The organism is Streptomyces sp. NPDC048441, from assembly GCF_043200235.1.
Lineage (GTDB): Bacteria > Actinomycetota > Actinomycetes > Streptomycetales > Streptomycetaceae > Streptomyces.
Window position 1 is genome coordinate 392,187 of sequence record NZ_JBICXM010000007.1, and the last position, 20,169, is coordinate 412,355.

The following is a 20,169-nucleotide window of genomic DNA, read 5'->3' on the forward strand; positions in this document are numbered from 1 at the left end:
CTGAGTGGTAACGGTTGCGGCCGTTCCTGCCGGCGAGCAATGGACGTTGTGGCCGATGGCGGGATCATCGACAGGTGATCGGTCGGATCCCGCACCAGGTCCAGGCCGCTGCCGGTGTCGCGGGCGCGATCGACGAGGACATCCCGGTGGATTCCACCATCGTGCTGTCAGGCGAAGATCCGCGTTCCGCCGAAGTCGGCTGCCGTGAGGGTGACGCCGGTCAGGACGCGTACGGCGAGGATGAGGCAGCCTTCGGGTTCTTCGGTGTCGGCCTCGCCGGTGGGTTCACAGTCATCGGAGGCGTCGAAGCCCGCCGCGGTGAGCGAGCCGACGACGGGGTGAGTGGTGTCTACGCTGCCGGAGGGGCCGTCGAAGTAGCCGCCGGACAGTTCGAGGCGGCCGAGGATGGCGCCGTCGTGGGCGATGGTGGCCGTCTTCGTGTCGGGGTCACGGTAGGCGCTGATGGCGGTGTGGCCGTCGGCGGCGAGGTTGCGCAGGACATCGTTTTCGGAGCCGATCCAGCTTTCGAATTCGATGGTGAGGGTCCAGCCGCCTGGCATTTCGCGGCCGAGGACGAAGGCGCCTTCGCCCTGGTGCTCTTGGAGGAAGTGCGCGGCTTGGTTCGGGTCCTCGGGGCAGGGCACGGGATTGGCAACGCCCATGAGGTGGAGGGTTTCGGTGAGTGGGTGGGGGGCGAGGGTGACGCACCAGCCTTCGCCGAACATCTCGTCCAAGTCCACGGTGCGGGGCCTTTTTGTCGGGTCCGCAGCCATCGTGTCCAGATGGCTGAACCCAAAGGGTAGGTGGCGCACATGACATGAGGTGAGAAACTCCATGGTGCCGCCGAGAAGCCGGACGCTGCTCTGCGCGGGATCGATCGTCAGCCTTGCCGTGCGTCCCGAGCCACTGTCCCCCGCGATCCGGCATCTGCTGGCGGCTCTGAAAGCTCCGGATACGCCGCAGATGCCGCACTCCGCGCCCGTAGGTGACGGGGCTCGATTCTCCTGTAGGAGAGCTTGAGTCTCCTGTAAGGGGAGACGTAAAGGTGAAGGACATGAACGGCGACACGCTCTACTCGATCGGCGAACTGGCGCGGCGGACTGGGCTGACGGTCAAGACCGTCCGGTTCTACTCCGACGCGGGCATCGTTCCGCCCGCCGACCGCAGTCCGGCCGGCTACCGCCTGTACGACACCGACGCAGTGGCCCGCCTCGATCTCGTACGCACCTTGCGCGACCTGGGACTTGACCTGCCCACCATTCGGAAGGTCCTGGACCACGAGGTCTCGCTGCCCGCGGTCGCCTCGGCGCACGCGGACGCACTGGAGGTGCAGATCCGCGTGCTCCGACTGCGGCGAGCGATCCTGACAGCGGTAGCCAAGCGCAGCTCCACACCAGAAGAATTGGAACTGATGCACAAGCTGGCCAAACTCTCCGAAGACGAACGCCAACGCCTCATCGATGATTTCCTCGACACTGTCTTCGAGGGTCTGCACGACCACCCGGCATTCCCTGCAGTCATCCGCTCGTTGACCCCCGAATTGCCCGACAACCCTGAGGCCGAGCAGGTCGAGGCATGGGTGGAACTGGCCGATCTGTTCCAGGATCCGGGATTTCGCTCCACCATGCGGGGAATGGCCGGGGACCTGGCGTCCGACCGGGCCCCGGACGACGCCACAGGACTGCCCCGCATCCTCGCCGAGGCCGTCCGCGCACAAGTCACTACGGCTGTCGAGGCGGGCACCGACCCGACCTCGCCGCAGGCCGAGCCGATCGTCACGGCGCTCTCGGCGCACTATGCCCATATTCTCGGCGTCCCCGATAACGCCGAGGTCCGCCAGCGCCTGGTAACCCGTCTGGAGACGATGGACGACCCCCGCAGAGACCGGTATCTGGCACTGCTCGCCGTGATCAACGGCTGGCCTGCGCCTGAGAGTCTGGCGCCGGTGCTTGCCTGGGCCGTCCAGGCCCTGCGTGCCCGGACGCCTCGGTAGTGGGCCGCTCGGGCTCGATCTCCGCCGCCTCCACCGAACCTGCTGGGTCGACCGGCCCCACCGAGTTGCTGGACGCCGCACCGCGGCGATACCTCTCCAGCTACCACGACCTGATGGACGTACCCGGCTTCTGGCGGCTCGCCGGGATCGGCCTGGCGTCGAAGCTGCCGCCCAGCATGGCCGGGCTGAGTCTGCTGCTCCTGGTCAGCCGGAATCACTCGTATGGGACCGCGGGCCTTGCGGTCAGCGCCTTGGCGGTCGGCCAAGGTACAACCGCTCCCCTGCGCGGTCGACTCATCGACCGACACGCCCCCCGCACGGTCCTGCTCGGCTGTCTGGCCGGGTACCTGACGGCTACCGTGCTGTTGGTCCTGGTGGTGCGCGGCGGCGGGTCCGTCGCCGCGATCCTGGGGCTCGCCGCGGTCATGGGGGCGAGCGCCCCTCCCGTTGCCGTGATGATGCGCTCGGTGTGGCACCACTCCACGGACACTGGGACGCTTGCCACGGCGATGGCCCTGGACTCCTCCATGATGGGCACCGCGCTGATCACCGGCCCTGTGCTCGCCAGTTGGCTGAGCTCTTCGGTCTCACCGGTCGCGCCGTTCGCGGCCGTGGCGGTACTGACGGCCGGTGCGGTCGGCCTACTGATCAGCACACCGGGACCACCGCCACGTTCGGCTCGCGCCGGGCGGCGGCTTGGCGCCCTGTCATCCGCTCCCCTGCGGCGCTTGCTGGCCGCAGACGCCCTCTTCGTCATGGCGGTGACCGCCCTGGACGTGGTGCTGCCGATCTATGCGCGGGAGTACCACGCGGCCGGATTCACCGGCTTGTACTTGGGAGTCCTGTCCATCGGCAGCGTCCTGGGCAGCCTCGCTCTGGGCGCCGTACCGAATCTGCTGCTCGCCGGGCCAAAGACGTCCGTACTGCTCTGCGGTTTCGCGGCGGGGGCGGTCGCGCTGGCTCTGGCCACACGCTGGTCGCCACTCGCGGTGCTCCTGGTCTGCCCGCTGGCCGGGCTGGTCATCGGCTCCGTCTTCGCGACGCTGCGTACGGCGGGCGGCGACCTGGCCCCTGAGGGGCGCGTCACCGAGACCATGGCCTGGCTCAGCAGCCTCGACATGGTCGGCGGCGCGACAGGCGCTGCGGTGTTCGCATACGTCGCGGAGGTGAAGGGAAGCAGGACAGCGCTGCTGCTGATACCGGCGGTCGCCCTGTCGGCCGCCGCACTCGGCTGGAACGCTCGAACCCGGAAGCCGTGACAAGGTTTGCGACCGGTGTGGCCCTGCGCGGAGCGCCAGGCGTCATTCGGCGTCCAGTGAGATCCCGGAGAGACGCCGCATCGCACGCAAGAAGGCAGCCATATCGGGAAAGTCCTCCGCTCTGCCCTCGTAGGCGGTGATCCTGTTCTGGTAATCGGCAACCAGAGTCTCGATACGTGGCCGCAGGTCGGCGCGTGACGCGATCATGATCGAGTCGTAGTACCCGATGTCCGAGCCGATGGTCAGGTCGACAAAGACGTCCTCTTCAGTTGGGACGCCCGTACCGGAAAGGACGTCGGATTCGGCAAGTACGTCGGCATCTGTAAGGACGTCGGCAAGGTTCGGGCGATTCGCTCCGCACAGCGCACGGACCAGAGCGGCGTGTCGCGCTTGGCCGGGCGCGACGGCGAAGAGGGTGATCTCTGATGACGCATCGAGGAGCACAGCGCGCAGCATCCGCACAAGGTCGCGTGGTGTGGCCAGGCGGAACAGACCGGCGCGCCGGGCATCCTCCGCACGCCAGGAGGTGAGTCCCGGTCGGGCCCCATGAGTGGAGCGGCCAGGGACGAACCCCTTGTCACGTGATGCGGCCGTCAGCGCCTCGGCTTCGACTTCGTATTCCCAGTCGACGAGGACGGGTGTTTGCTGGAGAAACCACTCGGCATCCTGTCGGTAGTACGCCGGGATCGCGTAGCGGGACAGGCCCTCGGTGAGGCGCCACATCAGACCCACGTAGACGGCCACCTCCTCCATGTTGTCGTTGTTCACGGCGTACTCGGTGAACGGTGTGGCGGCTTCTGGCCAATCCTGGAACAGGCCTGGCCAGTTGCGGGTCACGGCTCGCTGTTTGCCAGGCGTGTAGCGATGGATGTTCACGCCGCTCTTGTGAACGCGCTCGAAGCGGAAGGGGTGCACGGCGGCAGTATGTCGTTCCGGTGAACCGAGCGTCACCTTCGTGCGGCGCGGGCAGAATCGCGGGACTGCGACAAAGCCGACGGGAGCAGGGACAGCGATGGAGACGGACCGGCACACCCACGCGATGAGCGGCACCAGCGACGAAGCCGTACGCCACTACGAACGGGCGCTCGACGCGCTGTTGTTCTTCCGTGCGGAAGTCGCCGACGAGGCTCAGGCAATGGTGACCGCCTCTCCGGGTTCCGCAATGGGTCACGTCTTCCACGCCTACCTCGCGCTTCTCGGCACCGAGGAGAAGGATGCCGCCGAGGCCCGGCGGTCCTTCGGAGCCTTCCACGGTGCGATCGACCTCTCGGGGCTCTCGCCTCGCGAGAAGATGCACACGAGGGCTGCCGAGGCGTGGCTGGACGGAGACATGCTCGGCGCCGGAGATATCCTCGGTGAGATCAGCACCGAGTTTCCCCGTGACGGCCTCGCCCTGGCTGTCGGGCACCAGATCGACTTCCTCTCGGGCGACGCCCAGCGGTTGCGTGACCGGATCGGTGGCGCGCTCTCCTCGTGGGACGGAGATGACCCGCACCTCGGCCCGCTGTTGGGGATGTACGCCTTCGGGCTCGAGGAATCCGGGCACTACGGCCAGGCTGAGGAGACCGGTCTGCAGGCGGTCGAACGGCATCCGCGGGATGTGTGGGGCATCCATGCGGTGGTCCACACGTACGAGATGCGTGGACTGTTCGGCGAGGGGATCCGATATCTGGACGCGCGCACCGAGGACTGGGCTGACGGCAACTACCTTTCCGTCCACAATTCGTGGCACTACGCCCTGTACGCGTTGGAGGCGGGGAGCATCGAACGAGTTCTCGCTGTCTACGACAACACGCTCCACAACGAGGATTCGCAGGGGCTCGCGATGGAACTCCTGGACGCCTCCGCCCTGTTGTGGCGGCTGCTCCTCGCCGACGTCGACGTCGAGACCCGCTGGGCGGCGATCGCCGAGGCATGGGCCGGGCGCGAGGACCGCGCGTACTACGCCTTCAATGATGTCCATGCCGTGATGGCGTACGCGGGGTCCGGGCGGCTCTCCGATGCCGAGCGGCTGGTGAAGGACCGCGAGCAGTGGCTCACCCGGGCCGACCCGTCGGTGTCCAACCACGCGATGACACGCGACATCGGGCTCCCGGTGTGCCGGGCCCTCATCGCCTACCGCCAGCGGCAGTACGCCAGGGTGGTGGAGCTACTCGCTCCGATCCGGAACCACCTCAACTCCTTTGGTGGCAGCCACGCACAGCGCGATGCCATCCAGCGCACGCTGGTGGAGGGAACCATTCGCTCCGGTCGACACGATCTCGCACGCACCCTGCTCAGCGAACGCATCAGCCTGCGCCCCATCTGCCCCTACAACTGGCAGGCGCGGGCCCGCCTTGCCGATCAGCTCGGTGACACGGTCCAGGCTGCGACCGCCCGGACCCGTGCCGAGGAACAGGCTGCTGCCGGTGCCGCCGCCTTGGGCTGAGTCCGACCGCGTGCCATCGACCGGGGTGAGCTCGCCCGCCCTGAGCGTGCGGCCCTGGTCGCCGTTCCCTCATTCATCCCCCGTGTCCCCCTCAAGAGTGGCCGCGTTATCCACAATCACGGTGCTGTGCACAGATTCAGATCGCGCCCTTCCGCCCCAACGAGCAGGCGCCGTAACGTAATTCACGCGAGACGCCACCCCTGGCGACGGGGTCGCGCCCATGTGGATCGGGGGGATTCAGATGTCAAGGGGATACGAATCCGGGGCTGCGTCGCGGAACCATCGGACAGAGCGGAGCACCCCTGCCATGAGCCAGTCCCGGATCCTGACCGTACGGCCCGAGCCGGGCGAGTTCGCCTGGACGTTCGGCGGTGCGCCACCCGTGGCGCGGATCGCTCCGGGCACAGTCCTCGACCTGTACACGGAGGACTGTTTCGCGGGGAAGGTGCGCTCCGAGAAGGATCTGGTGTCCGAGGTCTGTCAGTTCCCGTTCCTGAATCCGCAGACCGGCCCCTTCTATGTCGAGGGCGCGGAGCCGGGCGACACGGTTGCCGTCCATTTCGCGTCGATCGAACCGGCTCGCGACTGGGCGGCGTCCACGACGGTCCCTCTGTTCGGGGCCCTCACCTCCACTCACTCCACGGCATCGCTTCAGCCACCGCTGCCCGAAACCGTGTGGATATGGCAGCTCGACCGGGAGCGGCGCACCGCGCACTTCAGCGCGCGTGACAGTGACTTCGAGGTCGCGCTGCCGATGGATCCGATGCACGGCACGGTGGGCGTGGCGCCGGCCAATCTGGAGGTGCGCTCGGCGCTCGTGCCCGACGCGCACGGCGGCAACATGGACACACCCGAGATGCGGGCCGGAGTCACCTGCTACCTCGGGGTGAATGTGGACGGTGCGCTCCTGAGCCTGGGCGACGGACACGCACGGCAGGGCGAGGGCGAGACCTGTGGTGTCGCCGTCGAGTGCGCCATGAACACCGTCGTGATCGTCGAGCTCCTGAAGGGGATCGCCACGCCCTGGCCGCGTCTGGAGTCCGACACCCACATCATCTCGACCGGCTCGGCACGCCCGCTCGAGGACGCCTTCCGAATATCCCAACTCGACCTGGTGCAATGGCTGGTACGCGACTACGGCTTCAGCGAGCTCGACGCCTACCAGTTCGCGACGCAGACCGTCGAGTCACCGCTGGCCAACGTCTGCGACACCAACTACACGTGCGTGGCCAAGCTCCGCAAGGAGTGGCTGCCCCCGCGCGAAACTCACCGGGGGCTGCACGCACGGCTGCGTGAGACCGCCGTGCTGCTCCCCCACTGAAGAGTCCAGCTGTTCCCCCCACCGAGAGGTAGGTCAGCCATGGATCGAGCAAGACGATTCCCCAGCAGGCGCCGGCTGTTGCAGGGCGCGGCCCTGGCCGCCGTCCCCGCCGCGCTCCTCCCCGCCCCCCGCGCCTCGGCCGGCCCCCGCGCCGTCGACTACCCGCTCGCCGAGTCGGTTCCCGCAAGCACCTCCAACTACACGGCCGCCAACCGTCCCAGCACCTACCCCGTCGACTACGTGATCGTCCACGTCACCCAGGAGACCTACGCCGACGCCCTGGCCATCTTCCAGAACCCGGCGAAGAAGGTGTCGTCCCACTATGTGGTCCGCTCCAAGGACGGCCACATCGCCCAGTGCGTCCGCGAACGCAATGTCGGCTGGCACGCGGGCAACTGGGACTACAACACCCGCAGCATCGGCATCGAGCACGAAGGATGGGTGGATCAGCCCGAGTACTTCACCGACGCGATGTACGAGCAGTCCGCGCTGCTGACCTCGGCCATCTGCATCAAGTACGGCATTCCCAAGGACCGCGATCACATCATCGGGCACGTCGAAGTGCCCGGAACCGACCACACCGATCCGGGACCACATTGGGACTGGACGCGCTACATCCGTCTCGTCAACGACGCCTGACACCTCTCGGTCATGCCGCGCCGCTTGTCGGCGAACGCTCACGGGGCGACGATGGCAACACCGCATCGCCGTCCCGGGAGGCCGAATTGACCGAACCATGGGTGGCCCTGGAAACCGGCGCCGATCCCTCCGAACGGGTGCGAGTGCTGCGTCGCGCCCACGAGAGGTTCACCGAGGCGGGGACCGTCGCGCGGCCGGTGCGTTCCGTGGTCGCCGACTCGTGGCGGCGTTCGGCCAGGGCTCGGGTCAGCCCGGAGGACACCGGCGCGGCGGTGGACCTCACCGACGGGGACCTCGGTTCGTATCGGGCCGAGCATCCGCTGGCCGGGGTGATGCCGCTGTTCCGTGAGCTGATGGGCACGTTCGCGATGGACGGTGAGCATCTCCTCGCGGTGTGCGACGCGCACGGCAGGCTGCTCTGGGTCGAGGGCCACTCCGCGACTCGGCAGAAGGCGGGGCGGATGAACTTCGTGCCGGGTGCGCGGTGGGCTGAGTCCGCGATGGGGACGAATGCTCCGGGTACGGCGGTGGCGGTGGATCGGCCGGTGCAGGTGTTCGCGGCCGAGCACTTCATCCGACATGTCCAGCCGTGGACGTGTGCAGCAGCTCCAGTTCATGATCCACGTACCGGGCGGCTGATCGGGGCCGTGGACATCACCGGGGGCGATGGTCTCGCGCACCCGCACAGTCTCGCCTTCGTGCAGGCGGTCGCACGGGCGGCGGAGTCCCAACTGGCCTTGCTGACCCCGCCGCTGGAGGTCGGGGACACCGTGGTGCTCACCGCGCTCGGCCGTGATGAGGCGATGCTGCTGACCGGCGGCCGCAAGGTGCGGCTGAGCCGCAGGCACAGCGAGATCCTTGTCCTGCTCGCCCGCCACCCGGAAGGCCTCACCGGTGACGAGCTGCTGTGCGCGTTGTATGAGGACGAGTCGGTGACGCCGGTGACGTTGCGAGCCGAGCTGGCCCGGCTGCGGCGCGTTCTGGGGCCGGATTTGCTGAGGTCGCGCCCGTACCGGCTCGCGGTGCCGGTCGAGTCGGACGTCGACACCGTCGAGCGGCGGCTCGGTACGGGGGCGGTCACCGCTGCCGCCGCCGCGTACGCGGGGCCGCTGCTGCCCGCTTCGCAGGCTCCTGCCGTGGCGCGGCTGCGGCGCAGGCTCGCCGACCAGCTGCGGGCGGCGCTCGTCGCACGTCGCGACCCCGACCTCCTGGCCGACTGGGCGCACACCCCGTGGGGCGAGGACGACCTCGCGGTATGGCGCGCGCTGGCGCAGGTACGGGCGACGCCGCCGGTGCTTGCCCGCCTCCGCGAGCTGGACTCGGAGTTGGCGGACACGAGGTAGGAGAGCCGACCCTGCCGAGCAGGTACGCGACACCGACGGGCTGCATACGGCTTGCCAAGCAGGCCAACGAACCGCCGGGCAGCGCACACGACGTGGGCGAACCCGCTGGCGGCCGGCGCACGCAACGTACATGCAACGTCCGCCCTCCTAACCTCCGGGCGAGAGCTGCCCAACGGCGGGCAGCCTTCCCCGGGAGGCCACCAAGATGACCCGTTACGCAGCGCCCGGCACCGACGGCGCAGTCGTCTCCTACCAAGCCCGCTACGACCACTTCATCGGCGGAGAGTATGTGCCGCCCGCCCGAGGCCAGTACTTCGAGAACCCGAGCCCGATCAACGGACAGCCCTTCACGGAGATCGCCCGCGGTACGGCCGAGGACGTCGAGCGTGCACTGGACGCGGCACATGCCGCCGCACCCGCTTGGGGCCGCACCTCCGCGACCGAACGCGCGGACGTCCTGCGGAAGATCGCCGACCGCATGGAGGCGAACCTCGAACAGCTCGCGGTGGCCGAGAGCTGGGAGAACGGCAAGCCGGTCCGCGAGACCCTGGCGGCCGACATCCCGCTCGCCATCGACCACTTCCGCTACTTCGCGGGCGTCATCCGCGCACAGGAGGGGTCGCTGAGCGAGGTCGACGAGGACACCATCGCGTACCACTTCCACGAGCCGCTCGGCGTCGTCGCGCAGATCATCCCGTGGAACTTCCCGATCCTGATGGCGACATGGAAGCTGGCCCCGGCCCTCGCCGCGGGCAATGCGGTGGTCCTCAAGCCCGCCGAGCAGACCCCGGCCTCCATCCACTACTGGATGAGCCTGGTCGCCGACCTGCTGCCACCGGGCGTCGTCAACATCATCAACGGCTTCGGCGTCGAGGCGGGCAAGCCCCTCGCCTCCAGCCCACGCGTCGCGAAGGTCGCCTTCACCGGTGAGACCACGACGGGGCGGCTGATCATGCAGTACGCCTCGGAGAACATCAAGCCGGTGACGCTGGAGCTGGGCGGGAAGTCGCCGAACATCTTCTTCGACGACGTGTGGGCCGCCAACGACGACTTCCGCGACAAGGCGCTCGAGGGCTTCACCATGTTCGCCCTCAACAACGGCGAGGTCTGCACCTGTCCATCACGCGCCCTCGTCCAGCGGGGTCACTACAACGAGTTCATGGAGGCGGCGGTAGCCCGCACGGAGCAGATCGTGCCGGGGCACCCGCTGGACACCGACACGATGATCGGCGCCCAGGCCTCCAACGACCAGCTGGAGAAGATCCTCTCCTATCTGGACATCGGCCAGCAGGAGGGAGCCAAGGTCCTGACGGGCGGTCAGCGGATCACGTACGACGGCGAGTTGGCCGGTGGCTACTACGTCCAGCCGACGATCTTCGAGGGCGACAACCGCATGAGGATCTTCCAGGAGGAGATCTTCGGCCCGGTCGTCGCGGTCGCGTCGTTCAACGACTTCGACGACGCGATCAAGACCGCCAACGACACGCTCTACGGCCTGGGCGCCGGAGTGTGGACGCGCGACATGAACACCGCCTACCGTGCGGGCCGTGCGATCCAGGCTGGCCGGGTCTGGACGAACTGCTACCACGCGTATCCCGCACATGCCGCCTTCGGCGGGTACAAGCAGTCCGGAATCGGGCGCGAGACGCACAAGATGATGCTGGAGCACTATCAGCAGACGAAGAACCTTTTGGTTTCATACAGCCCGAAGAAACTTGGGTTCTTCTAGAGGCTGAAGTCGGGTTGTCTGGCGTCTCTTTGCCCGCCAGACAACCCGAACAAGCGGCTACCGTCTGCAGTCGCTTGATCTTCCCGCGCTGCCGGTCGCCACGTCAGGGAGCGTCTCCCGGACCAGTCGCGGACCAAACGTCGTGCGAAAAGATCGGACTCCGCCTCCGCCTTTGCAGGTCATGACGTCATCGCGGTGAAGACCTGCGCCGCATCACCGCGCGACCCGAAGGACCTGAGGCTCACGTGTCTCTTCCGCCCTGTCGTTGGCTCGGCTCAGCGTCGTGTCCTTCCCCGATCCGGTGCTGGCGGCACAGCTCGTCGTCGATGCGGCACTCCGGGCGCGTTCGGCGCCGAGCTCAGTCGGGCGGAAACCGAAGGCAGCGGGTACGCGGACGAGGCCGCCGCTACTGGAACGGCCACACCACGGCCGGTACTTCTGGACGAGTGGCGGGCCGGTCGAGCGGAACTGGCGGCGGCACTGCGGGACACGCCATGGCACCACGCGTTCCCCTGGTACATGTCGAAGGTGACCCCGGCCCTGATGGCACCCCTTCGTCTGATGGAAACCTGGGCACACGGGCAGGACGTCTTCGATGCTGTGGGCGTGGCGCACCGCCCGACGGATCGACTGCAGCACGTGGCGTCGCTGGGGGTGTTGGGGCGGGCGCTGTCGTTCGCCGCCGTGGGACTGCCTGAGCCGGCGGACCCCTTCCGCGTCGAGCTGACAGCACCTGACGGACGGACCTGGGTGTGGGGCCCCGAGGCTGCCGCGCAACGGGTACGGGGCGGCGCAATCGACTTCTGCCTGTGTGTCACCCGGCGTCGCCCTTGGTCCGAGACCAACATGACGGCGAACGGCGAGGACGCTCAGAAGTGGCTGGAGGTGGCGCGCGTCTTCCTCTGAAAGCATGTCTGGGCGCGTCATCATGCGAGACGCGTGACAGTACCGCGAGTGCCCGCCTGCACCACGCACCACGATCCGGCCCAGGCACTGACCAACTCGGTTCCGCAGTGAGCGTTTTCCAACCTCGTGAAGGACTAGTACTGCAACGGTCCTTGTGCTGATGGTTGGGCAGTTTCTGGTGGCAGGACCTTCCAGAGCGCCGCGGACCTCGCCCTTCTGGACTCCGGCGCCGCGGTCACCTCGGCGGTCAACGACGCGCTGCATTAACAGTTGAAAGGTGACCCACCCGTAAGTCTCACCCTGGGCAGCGCCCTCGCCGAGCCATATCGCCGCCGCGGTCGATCAACTCTGCGGCGTGGAAAGCGCGTTGCCGATGCCGCCCGCGTTCATGACTTGTTCGTATTGCGTATGTCGACCATCACTCAACGGACCATATCCGGCCAACATCCAGCCAAAATGCTGACATGTACCTGGTTGGAATGACACTCTTCCCCGCAACACGCTGCACGTACGGCACCACGCTGCACGCCCGCATCGCGTCATTTTCTGCTCCGGGCGGCCCTCCATGCCTCCCGGGCCCCCACAGATGGAGCCCGTGTGACCTCTCACATATCCCGTAAGCGTTCGACGCTCGCGATCGCCACCGCCGTCGCCGCCGGAGCGCTGCTCGCCGCCGGACTGACCACCGGCGCCTCCGCCCAGCCGGACAAGGACAACGAGCCGTCGGGCTCTCCCGTCGCCCTCTCGGCGTCGGCCCGCGCGGACCTCCTCCGGGACGCGAGCGTCGAGAGATCGGCGACCGCCGAGCGGATCGGCCTCGGTGCGAAGGAGAAGCTCGTCGTCCGCGACGTCGTCAAGGACGCCGACGGAACCACCCACACCCGCTACGAGCGCACCTACGACGGCCTGCCTGTCCTCGGCGGCGACCTCGTCGTGCACACCGCCAAGAGCGGCGAACTGAAGGGCGTCACCAAGGCGACCGAGGACACAGTCAAGGTCACCTCCACCGACGCGAAGCTGAGCGGATCCTCCGTCGCCAAGTCCGCCGAGTCGACCGCCGCGAACGCGAAGACCGCGCAGGCCGACGCGCAGGCTCCGCGCAAGGTGATCTGGGCCGCCTCCGGCAAGCCCGTCCTCGCATACGAGACGGTCGTCACCGGTGTGCAGAAGGACGGCACGCCCAGCAGGCTCCACGTCATCACGGACGCCGCGAGCGGGAAGAAGCTGTACCAGTACGAGGCCATCGAGAACGGTACGGGCAACAGCCAGTACAGCGGCAAGGTCACGGTCGGCTCCAAGAAGGGCACGAGCGGCTACGAGCTGACCGACAAGGCCCGAGGCGGCCACCGCACCTTCGACCTGAAGCACGCGGAGAGCGGCGCCGGCAAGCTGTTCAAGGATGCCAACGACATCTGGGGCAACGGCAAGCCCACGAGCGCGCAGACCGCCGGTGTCGACGCCGCCTACGGCGCCCAGCTCACCTGGGACTACTACAAGTCGGTGCACGGCCGTAATGGCATCAACGGTGACGGCAAGGGCGCGACCTCGCGGGTCCACTTCAGCAACAACTACGTCAACGCCTTCTGGGACGACAGCTGCTTCTGCATGACGTACGGCGACGGCGAGGGCAATAAGAAGCCCCTCACCTCGATCGACGTGGCCGCCCACGAGATGACGCACGGTGTCACCTCGGCCACCGGCAACATGGAGTACAACGGCGAGTCCGGCGGCCTGAACGAGGCCACCTCGGACATCTTCGCCGCTGCCGTGGAGTTCAAGGCCAAGAACCCCAAGGACGTCGGCGACTACCTTATCGGCGAGAAGATCGACATCAACGGCGACGGTACCCCGCTGCGCTACATGGACAAGCCGAGCAAGGACGGCGCCTCCCTGGACAAGTGGAACGCCAACGCCGGCAACGTCGACGTCCACTACTCCTCGGGCATTGCCAACCACTTCTTCTACCTGCTGTCCGAGGGCAGCGGCAAGAAGCGGATCAACGGCGTCGAGTACAACTCACCGACTGCCGACGGCTCCAAGGTGCTGGGCATCGGACGCGGCAAGGCCGAGAAGATCTGGTTCAAGGCCCTGACGACGTACTTCACGACGACCACCGACTACAAGGCGGCCCGCAAGGGCACGCTGCGCGCCGCGAAGGACCTGTACGGCGCAGATTCCACCGAGTACAAGCGCGTGGCCGCTGCCTGGACCGGCGTCAACGTCAAGTAACCCCGGTCAGTCACTTCAGGGGCGGCATCCGAAACGGACGCCGCCCCTGTCGCACTCACCGCATCAGCACCCTCGCCTGCTTTCCCGTGCCCTCCAAAGGTGCTGCCACCGGACCAAAGGTTGCGCCAACTATCGTTTTGCCAGGTCAGCGTGGGTTCAGCGGCTGCACTGCAAGCAGCCGAAGAACATTCTTACTTCGTACGGCCCGAGGAAGCTTGGGGTCTTCCAGGGCCTCACGTTGGGTGCCTGGATGTCGACGGTCGGGACGGGACGTCGATGTGTCCGAGCCCGCCCGCGGCGTGATACGCCGTCAGCCCCGCGTCGGCCAGAGCCGCGACATCGGCCGGTTCGAGGGAGTCGTCGATCCGCACGACACTGCATGCGGAGGTCTTCGGGTACTCGGCATAACCGCCGGCCGTATCGATGCCGGGGAAGAGGCTGTTCTCGCAGTGCACGTCGTCACCGGCCCGGCAGCCCGGCACAGTCCGCAGGTGATCAGCGGGTGCACGATGGCCTTGTCGCCCTCGGAGACATTGGTGACGGCGCTGCCGACCGCGTGGACTGGACCCAGTCCGTGGCGTCGGTACTCCTCACATCCGGGCCTTCAGCACGTCGACCTCACAGCCCGGCGTGTGCGGGTCGAAGCCGTGCTCGATCAGCCAGCGCACCCCGAGCAGGCTGCGCAACGACCACCACGCGTGGATCACCTGGAGGTCGACGTCGGTGCCATAGCCGGCGACGATGTCGCCCAGGTGCTCCTCGTGTCCGAGCGTCACGGTGGCGAGGTCGTACAGGGCATCGCCCTGGCCCGCCTCCGACCAGTCGAGGATGCCGGTGACCTCGTCGCCGTCGACGAACACATGCGCGATCTGCAGGTCGCCGTGGGTGAACGCCGGAGTCCACGGCCTGAACGCGGCCTCGGCGACACGGCGGTTGCGGGTGACCAGGTCGGCGGGCAGGACACCGTTCGTCACGAGCAGTTCGCACTCGCCGTCGAGTTCCGCGGCCAATGCGTCGAGGCTCCGGCCGGCCCGGCCGGGCCGCGGCGGCAACGGACCGTCATGCAGCTTCCGGATGGCGGCACCCGCCGCGGCCCACGCCGCCGGCGATGCCGTCGCCGGCTCGCCCAGGCGGCCGAGCGGCGCCCCCCGGAGCGCGGCGATCGCGAGCACGGGCGGCTTGCGCCACAGGATGTCCGGGGTCGGGACCGGCGCCGAGGCCATCGCCTCGACCTCGACGTCGATGCGCGCCTGATCGGCGTCCACCTTCAGGAACACATCGCCGACGCGCAGGGTCACGCGCTCGGAATGCGCGACGACGACCTTGACCGTATCCATGGCGACCAGTATCCGGGACGACTCCCGTCCACGTCGCCCGGGTTTTCGCGTGCGATCGCACGTTGCCCCGCCCCGTACCGCCACCGAGAGTTGGAAGTCAGTCCCCCTCGGCTTCGAAGGTGCGCAGCAGATCGGCAGCGACACTCAGGGCGATGGTCGCGGGCTCCTTGCCGGTGATGTCGGCAAGACCGATCGGGGTCTTGATCCGGTCGATGGTGGCCTCGTCGTGACCGCCTTCGGTGGCGAGGCGCTTGCGGAAGCGCACCCACTTGACTGCCGACCCGATCAGCCCGATGGAGCCGAGACGGGTGGTGCGCAAGGCGGCGTCGCACAGAGCGGCGTCCTCGGCGTGATCATGGGTCATGATCAGGACGTGGGTGCCGTGCGGCAACTCCTCCAGCACCTCCTCGGGCAGTAGCGGGGTGTGATGCACGTGCACGTGCGCCGCCGCGTCCGCCAGGACGCCGAGCCGCTCCTCGGTGAACATGTCGGAGCGGCTGTCGATCAGGTGGAGGTCGAGGTCCTGACGGGCCAGGATGCGCGCCAGTTCAAGGCCGACGTGCCCGACGCCGAAGACCGCCACCGCCCGTACTACGGGCAGCGGTTCGAGCAGTACCGTGACCGTGCCGCCGCAGCACTGCACGCCATGCTCGTTGGTCACCTTGTCGTTCAGGGCGAAATCGATCAGCTCCGGCTCCGCCTTGGACGCGGCGATCATCTCCCGGGCCCGTTCGATCGAGACGGCCTCGACATTGCCGCCACCGATCGAGCCCCACGCCTCGGTCTGCCCCACGACGAGTTTCGCACCGGCGTCACGCGGGGCATGACCGCGTACGGTCGCGACGGTCACCAGGACGCCGGGCTCCCGGCGTGCCCGCAACCGTGCGACCGCGGCGATCCACGTCATGTCAGGCACCGCTCAACGCTTCTGCGTCGGACCGGATCCTGCCGCCTGCGGCAGACCCGTCGCGGACGTGGCCGTTCTGGGAGGCATCGCCCCGGCGAGCCGCCTCGATCGCCCAGAACACCGCCTCCGGCGTCGCGGGCGAGGCCAGCTCGACACTGACCCCGCTCGGCCCGAACGCGGCGGCGGCCTGCCGCAGCGCCTCGCGCACCGAGAACGCCAGCATCAGCGGCGGCTCGCCCACCGCCTTCGACCCGTATACGGCGCCCTCTTCGGTGGCGTTCTCCAGCAGCGTGACGTTGAACTCCTCCGGCATCTCCGAGAAACTCGGCAGCTTGTACGTACTCGCCGCCTGGGTGAGGAGACGGCCGCGATGCGGCCCGTCCGTGGCGTCCCAGCGCATGTCCTCGAGCGTCAGCCAGCCCGCGCCCTGTACGAAGCCACCCTCGACCTGGCCGATGTCGATCATCGGGGACAGGCTGTCGCCGACATCGTGCACGATGTCCACCCGTCGGATGCGGTACGCACCGGTAAAGCCGTCCACCTCCACCTCGGCCGCGGCGGCGCCGACGGAGAAGTACTTGAACGGCGAGCCCTTGAAACTCTTCACGTCCCAGTGCAGCCCCTCGGTCCGGTAGTAACCGGCCGCCGACAGCTGGACGCGCTGGAAGTACGCGGTACGCACCAGGTCGTCCCAGGCGAGCTCCTTGTCGCTGCCCAGGGTGCGCGCGACGCCCTCGACGATGCGCACGTCCGCGGCATTCGCACCCAGCTGGGTGCCGGCCACCTGAAGCAGCCGCTCGCGCAGTTGCTCGCAGGCGTTCTTCACCGCCCCACCGTTGAGGTCCGCCCCCGAACTGGCGGCGGTGGCAGAGGTGTTGGGCACCTTGTCGGTTCGCGTCGGGGCCAGGCGCACCTTGTGCAACGGGATGCCCAGCGTGGTCGCGGCCACCTGCAACATCTTGGTGTGCAGGCCCTGGCCCATCTCGGTGCCGCCGTGGTTGATCAGGACCGAGCCGTCCTTGTAGATGAGGACCAGCGCGCCGCCCTGGTTGAAGGCGGTGAGATTGAAGGAGATGCCGAACTTGACGCCGGTGATCGCGAGGGCCCGCTTGGTGTTCGGGTGCGCGGCGTTGAAGGCGGCGATCTCGCGCTTGCGGTCGGTGACGCCGCCGTTCTCCCGGACCTTGTGCCAGACGGCGGAGATCCGTTCGTGCTGGGTGACCGGCTGCCCGTACGGCGTCGTCTGGCCCCGCTGGTAGAAGTTGCGCTCGCGCAGCTCCATCGGGTCCAGCCCGAGCAGCGGCGCGCACCGGCCCATGATGTCCTCGATCACCAACATGCCCTGAGGTCCGCCGAAGCCGCGGAAGGCGGTGTTGGAGACCTTGTTGGTCTTGGCGATACGACCCGCGATGTGCGTGTTGGGGATCCAGTACGTGTTGTCGATGTGGCACAGCGCACGGGCGAGGACCGGCTCGGAGAGGTCCAGGCTCCAGCCGCCGTCGGCGGTCAGGGTGGCGTCCAGGGCCCGGATACGGCCGTCGGCGTCGAAGCCGATCTTCCAGGTGGCGTTGAACCCGTGCCGCTTGCCGGACATGGTCAGGTCCTGCGTCCGGTTGAGCCGCAGCCGGACCGGGCGGCCGGTCAGCCTGGCGCCGAGCGCGGCGACTGCCGCGAACCCGTGCGGCTGCATCTCCTTGCCGCCGAAGCCGCCGCCCATGCGCAGGCACTGCACGGTCACTTCGTGACTGTGCAGACCGAGGACGTGCGCGACGATTTCCTGGGTCTCCGAAGGATGCTGAGAGCTGCTCTGGATGAACACCTGCTCGTTCTCGTCGATGAGAGCGAGCGCGGCATGTGTCTCCAGGTAGAAGTGCTCCTGGTCGGAGAACTGGAACTCGCCGGTGAACACGTGCGAGGAGTCGGCGAAGCCGGCGTCGACGTCGCCGGTCACCATCAGGGGCCGGGCGCCGTGGAAACTCCCGGCCGCGATCGCGTCCTGAAGCGTGATCAGCGACGGCTTTTCGTCGAGTTCCACCTCGACGGCCGCGGCGCCGAGGCGAGCCGCCTCCAGGGTCTCGCCGAGCACCCAGGCGACCGCGTGGCCGTAGAACATGACCTCGTCGGGGAACAGCGGCTCGTCGTGCTTCATACCGGCATCGTTGACGCCGGGCACGTCGGCGCCGGTCAGCACGCGGACCACGCCGGGCACGGCGAGCGCGGGCTCGGTGCGCAGCGCGGTGATCCTGCCGCAGGCCTTCATGACCTGGACCGGGTACGCGTGCAGTACGTCCTTGGTGCGCTGGACCAGGTCGTCGGTGTAGAGCGCGGCGCCGGTGACGTGCTGGAAGGCACTCTCGTGCGGCATCGAGACGCCGACGACGGGCTTTTCGGGGCGTTCGGACAACTGGCTCATGAGGAAACCGCCTCGGTGGTCTGCGCGTACAGCTTCAGCAGGCTCTGGCCGAGCATCGCGGAACGGTAGAGGGAGCTGGCGCGATGATCGTCCATCGGTGTGCCCTCGCCCCGCAGCACCCGGGCCGCGGCCTCGACGGTCTCCGACGACCACGGCTTGCCCTCCAGGGCGGCCTCGGTGGCGAGGGAGCGGATCGGGGTGGCGGCCACGCCGCCCAGGCCGATGCGTGCTTTGCGGACGATCCCGTCCTCGATCTCGAGTGCGGAAGCGACCGCCACGCTGGAGATGTCGTCGAAGCGCCGCTTGGCGATCTTGTGGAAGGCCACGACCGGCGACAGCGGCAGCGGGATGCGCACGGCGCGGATCAGTTCGCCGGTACGGCGCACGCTCTGCCGATAGCCGGTGAAGTAGTCGGACAGGGGGACCACGCGCTCGCCATCGGCGTCGGTGAGCACCAACGATGCCTCGAGCGCGAGCAGCACCGGCGGGCTGTCCCCGATGGGCGAGCCGGTACCCAGGTTGCCGCCGAGGGTCCCGCTGTTGCGGATGAGCCGCGATGCGAACTGCGGGAACAGCTCTGCGAGGAGCGGGACTTCACCATCGAGGCGGCGTTCGATCTCGGTGAGCGTCAGCGCCGCCCCGATCTCGATGTGGTCGGATTCGACGCGCAGCTCCCGCAGTTCGGGCAGCCGGTCGATGGCGACGACGCAATCCGCCCTGCGGGAGCGGATGTTCACCTCCACGCCGTAGTCGGTGGAGCCGGCCACCACCACTGCTTCGGGCCGCTCACGCAGCAACCGCAGCGTTTCGGCCAGGGTGTTCTTGCGTACGAACGTGCTGTCGTCCCGGGTGTATTCGGTGGCGACCGGCGCGGGCGGGGACTGCTCGCGGCGCTGGGCCAGGGGGTCCTCATCGGTGGGCGTACCGACGGCGAACGCGGCGTCGCGAATCGGGCGGTAGCCGGTGCAGCGGCACAGGTTGCCGCTCAGCGCGTGCAGGTCGAAGCCGTTCGGACCGTGCTCGGCGTCGGCGTCGGCGGTGTCGGCATCAGTGGTGTCGGCGTGCTCGCAGCGGCCCGGCCGGTAGTACTCGGAGGCCATGCTGCAGATGAATCCCGGTGTGCAGTATCCGCACTGGGAGCCGCCGCGAGCCGCCATCTCCTCCTGCACCGGGTGCAGGGTGGCCGGTGTGCCGGGTTCGCCGACGGTGGCGAGGCCTTCGGAGGTGATGACCTCCTGGCCGTCGAGTGCCGCGGCCGGGACCAGGCAGGCGTTGACCGCCACCCAGTCGGTGGGCTTGTTCACCCCGGGGCGGGCCACCAGGACCGAACAGGCGCCGCACTCACCCTCGGCGCAGCCCTCCTTGGTTCCGGTGAGGCCACGCTCGCGCAGCAGATCCAGCGCTGTGGTGTGGGGCGAAGCCGGTGAGATCGGTGTTTCTTTCCCGTTGACCGTGATCCGCGCCCCTGTCATGACAGGCCTTCGTTTCGGTGCGCGATCGGTCGGTTCGTCATGTTCGCCAATTTCAGGCAGCTTTCTGTGTTCAGACGCGCCGCGGGAGAGGAGCGGGCGCAGGACGGCACGCGACAGCGACGTACCGCGAGGTCTGGAAGGTGGTGACGGGGAATCCGGGATGTGCCGCGAAGGGGCACATCCGAACGGCGTG

At 68.2% G+C, this 20,169-nt stretch carries 16 protein-coding genes; 9 read left to right on the forward strand and 7 right to left on the reverse strand.

Annotated features, from left to right (window positions below):
- Window positions 1-167: 167 nt before the first annotated feature.
- Window positions 168-740 (reverse strand): DUF6461 domain-containing protein, encoded by a 573-nt coding sequence (locus tag ACGFSB_RS20500; protein ID WP_393401002.1) that lies wholly within the window; start codon window positions 738-740, stop codon window positions 168-170.
- 314 nt (window positions 741-1,054) lie between these two features.
- Here ACGFSB_RS20500 and ACGFSB_RS20505 point away from each other — a divergent pair, with 314 nt between their 5' ends.
- Both ACGFSB_RS20505 and ACGFSB_RS20510 read left to right on the forward strand, forming a co-directional pair.
- Window positions 1,055-1,993: a MerR family transcriptional regulator gene (locus tag ACGFSB_RS20505; RefSeq protein WP_393401004.1), complete on the forward strand. Its 939-nt coding sequence runs from the start codon at window positions 1,055-1,057 to the stop codon at window positions 1,991-1,993.
- Window positions 1,993-3,252 (forward strand): MFS transporter, encoded by a 1,260-nt coding sequence (locus ACGFSB_RS20510; protein WP_393401006.1) that lies wholly within the window; start codon window positions 1,993-1,995, stop codon window positions 3,250-3,252. The genes ACGFSB_RS20505 and ACGFSB_RS20510 overlap by 1 nt, the downstream gene beginning before the upstream one ends.
- A 42-nt stretch (window positions 3,253-3,294) precedes the next feature.
- Here ACGFSB_RS20510 and ACGFSB_RS20515 read toward each other — a convergent pair whose 3' ends face one another.
- A complete protein-coding gene (locus ACGFSB_RS20515; RefSeq protein WP_393401008.1) occupies window positions 3,295-4,167 on the reverse strand; it encodes a hypothetical protein in 873 nt (290 codons plus the stop codon).
- A 97-nt stretch (window positions 4,168-4,264) separates the two neighbouring features.
- Here ACGFSB_RS20515 and ACGFSB_RS20520 point away from each other — a divergent pair, with 97 nt between their 5' ends.
- From ACGFSB_RS20520 to ACGFSB_RS20550, 7 genes are all read left to right on the forward strand, one after another.
- Entirely contained in the window at window positions 4,265-5,680 is a 1,416-nt protein-coding gene (locus tag ACGFSB_RS20520; RefSeq protein ID WP_393401010.1) for a tetratricopeptide repeat protein, read from the forward strand.
- 307 nt (window positions 5,681-5,987) lie between these two features.
- On the forward strand, window positions 5,988-7,001 hold the full coding sequence (locus tag ACGFSB_RS20525; RefSeq protein WP_393401012.1) for an acetamidase/formamidase family protein: 1,014 nt from the start codon (window positions 5,988-5,990) through the stop codon (window positions 6,999-7,001).
- 39 nt (window positions 7,002-7,040) lie between these two features.
- A complete protein-coding gene (locus ACGFSB_RS20530) occupies window positions 7,041-7,640 on the forward strand; it encodes an N-acetylmuramoyl-L-alanine amidase (RefSeq protein WP_393401015.1) in 600 nt (199 codons plus the stop codon).
- Between the two features lie 86 nt (window positions 7,641-7,726).
- The gene (locus tag ACGFSB_RS20535) at window positions 7,727-8,983 is read left to right on the forward strand and encodes a GAF domain-containing protein (protein WP_393401017.1); all 1,257 of its coding nucleotides are present in this window, start codon (window positions 7,727-7,729) and stop codon (window positions 8,981-8,983) included.
- A 205-nt stretch (window positions 8,984-9,188) separates the two neighbouring features.
- A complete protein-coding gene (locus tag ACGFSB_RS20540; protein WP_393401019.1) occupies window positions 9,189-10,712 on the forward strand; it encodes an aldehyde dehydrogenase family protein in 1,524 nt (507 codons plus the stop codon).
- 195 nt (window positions 10,713-10,907) lie between these two features.
- Complete coding sequence (locus tag ACGFSB_RS20545) at window positions 10,908-11,618, forward strand: maleylpyruvate isomerase family mycothiol-dependent enzyme (protein WP_393401022.1); 711 nt, start codon at window positions 10,908-10,910, stop codon at window positions 11,616-11,618.
- Between the two features lie 597 nt (window positions 11,619-12,215).
- Window positions 12,216-13,847 (forward strand): M4 family metallopeptidase, encoded by a 1,632-nt coding sequence (locus ACGFSB_RS20550; protein ID WP_393401024.1) that lies wholly within the window; start codon window positions 12,216-12,218, stop codon window positions 13,845-13,847.
- 233 nt (window positions 13,848-14,080) lie between these two features.
- On the opposite strand, the gene ACGFSB_RS20555 is transcribed toward ACGFSB_RS20550, so the two are convergent.
- From ACGFSB_RS20555 to ACGFSB_RS20575, 5 genes are all read right to left on the reverse strand, one after another.
- Window positions 14,081-14,329: a hypothetical protein gene (locus ACGFSB_RS20555; RefSeq protein WP_393401027.1), complete on the reverse strand. Its 249-nt coding sequence runs from the start codon at window positions 14,327-14,329 to the stop codon at window positions 14,081-14,083.
- A 108-nt stretch (window positions 14,330-14,437) separates the two neighbouring features.
- Window positions 14,438-15,184, reverse strand: coding sequence for a phosphotransferase family protein (locus ACGFSB_RS20560; protein WP_393401029.1), 747 nt, complete (start codon window positions 15,182-15,184; stop codon window positions 14,438-14,440).
- A gap of 97 nt (window positions 15,185-15,281) precedes the next feature.
- Window positions 15,282-16,091 (reverse strand): xanthine dehydrogenase accessory protein XdhC, encoded by an 810-nt coding sequence (xdhC, locus tag ACGFSB_RS20565; RefSeq protein ID WP_393401198.1) that lies wholly within the window; start codon window positions 16,089-16,091, stop codon window positions 15,282-15,284.
- Window position 16,092: 1 nt separating this feature from the next.
- Window positions 16,093-18,504, reverse strand: a complete 2,412-nt coding sequence (gene xdhB, locus ACGFSB_RS20570; RefSeq protein WP_393401032.1) for a xanthine dehydrogenase molybdopterin binding subunit — start codon at window positions 18,502-18,504, stop codon at window positions 16,093-16,095.
- Complete coding sequence (locus tag ACGFSB_RS20575; RefSeq protein ID WP_393401034.1) at window positions 18,501-19,976, reverse strand: xanthine dehydrogenase small subunit; 1,476 nt, start codon at window positions 19,974-19,976, stop codon at window positions 18,501-18,503. Before ACGFSB_RS20575 ends, xdhB begins: the two co-directional genes overlap by 4 nt.
- Window positions 19,977-20,169 lie beyond the last annotated feature (193 nt).

Bases quoted from the DNA above. Each gene is read 5' to 3' on its own strand.
- xdhC (WP_393401198.1), bottom strand. From the start codon at position 16,091: ATGACGTGGATCGCCGCGGTCGCACGGTTGCGGGCACGCCGGGAGCCC.
- ACGFSB_RS20525 (WP_393401012.1), top strand. From the start codon at position 5,988: ATGAGCCAGTCCCGGATCCTGACCGTACGGCCCGAGCCGGGCGAGTTC.
- ACGFSB_RS20560 (WP_393401029.1), bottom strand. From the start codon at position 15,184: ATGGATACGGTCAAGGTCGTCGTCGCGCATTCCGAGCGCGTGACCCTG.
- ACGFSB_RS20540 (WP_393401019.1), top strand. From the start codon at position 9,189: ATGACCCGTTACGCAGCGCCCGGCACCGACGGCGCAGTCGTCTCCTAC.
- ACGFSB_RS20530 (WP_393401015.1), top strand. From the start codon at position 7,041: ATGGATCGAGCAAGACGATTCCCCAGCAGGCGCCGGCTGTTGCAGGGC.
- ACGFSB_RS20520 (WP_393401010.1), top strand. From the start codon at position 4,265: ATGGAGACGGACCGGCACACCCACGCGATGAGCGGCACCAGCGACGAA.
- ACGFSB_RS20575 (WP_393401034.1), bottom strand. From the start codon at position 19,976: ATGACAGGGGCGCGGATCACGGTCAACGGGAAAGAAACACCGATCTCA.
- xdhB (WP_393401032.1), bottom strand. From the start codon at position 18,504: ATGAGCCAGTTGTCCGAACGCCCCGAAAAGCCCGTCGTCGGCGTCTCG.
- ACGFSB_RS20505 (WP_393401004.1), top strand. From the start codon at position 1,055: ATGAACGGCGACACGCTCTACTCGATCGGCGAACTGGCGCGGCGGACT.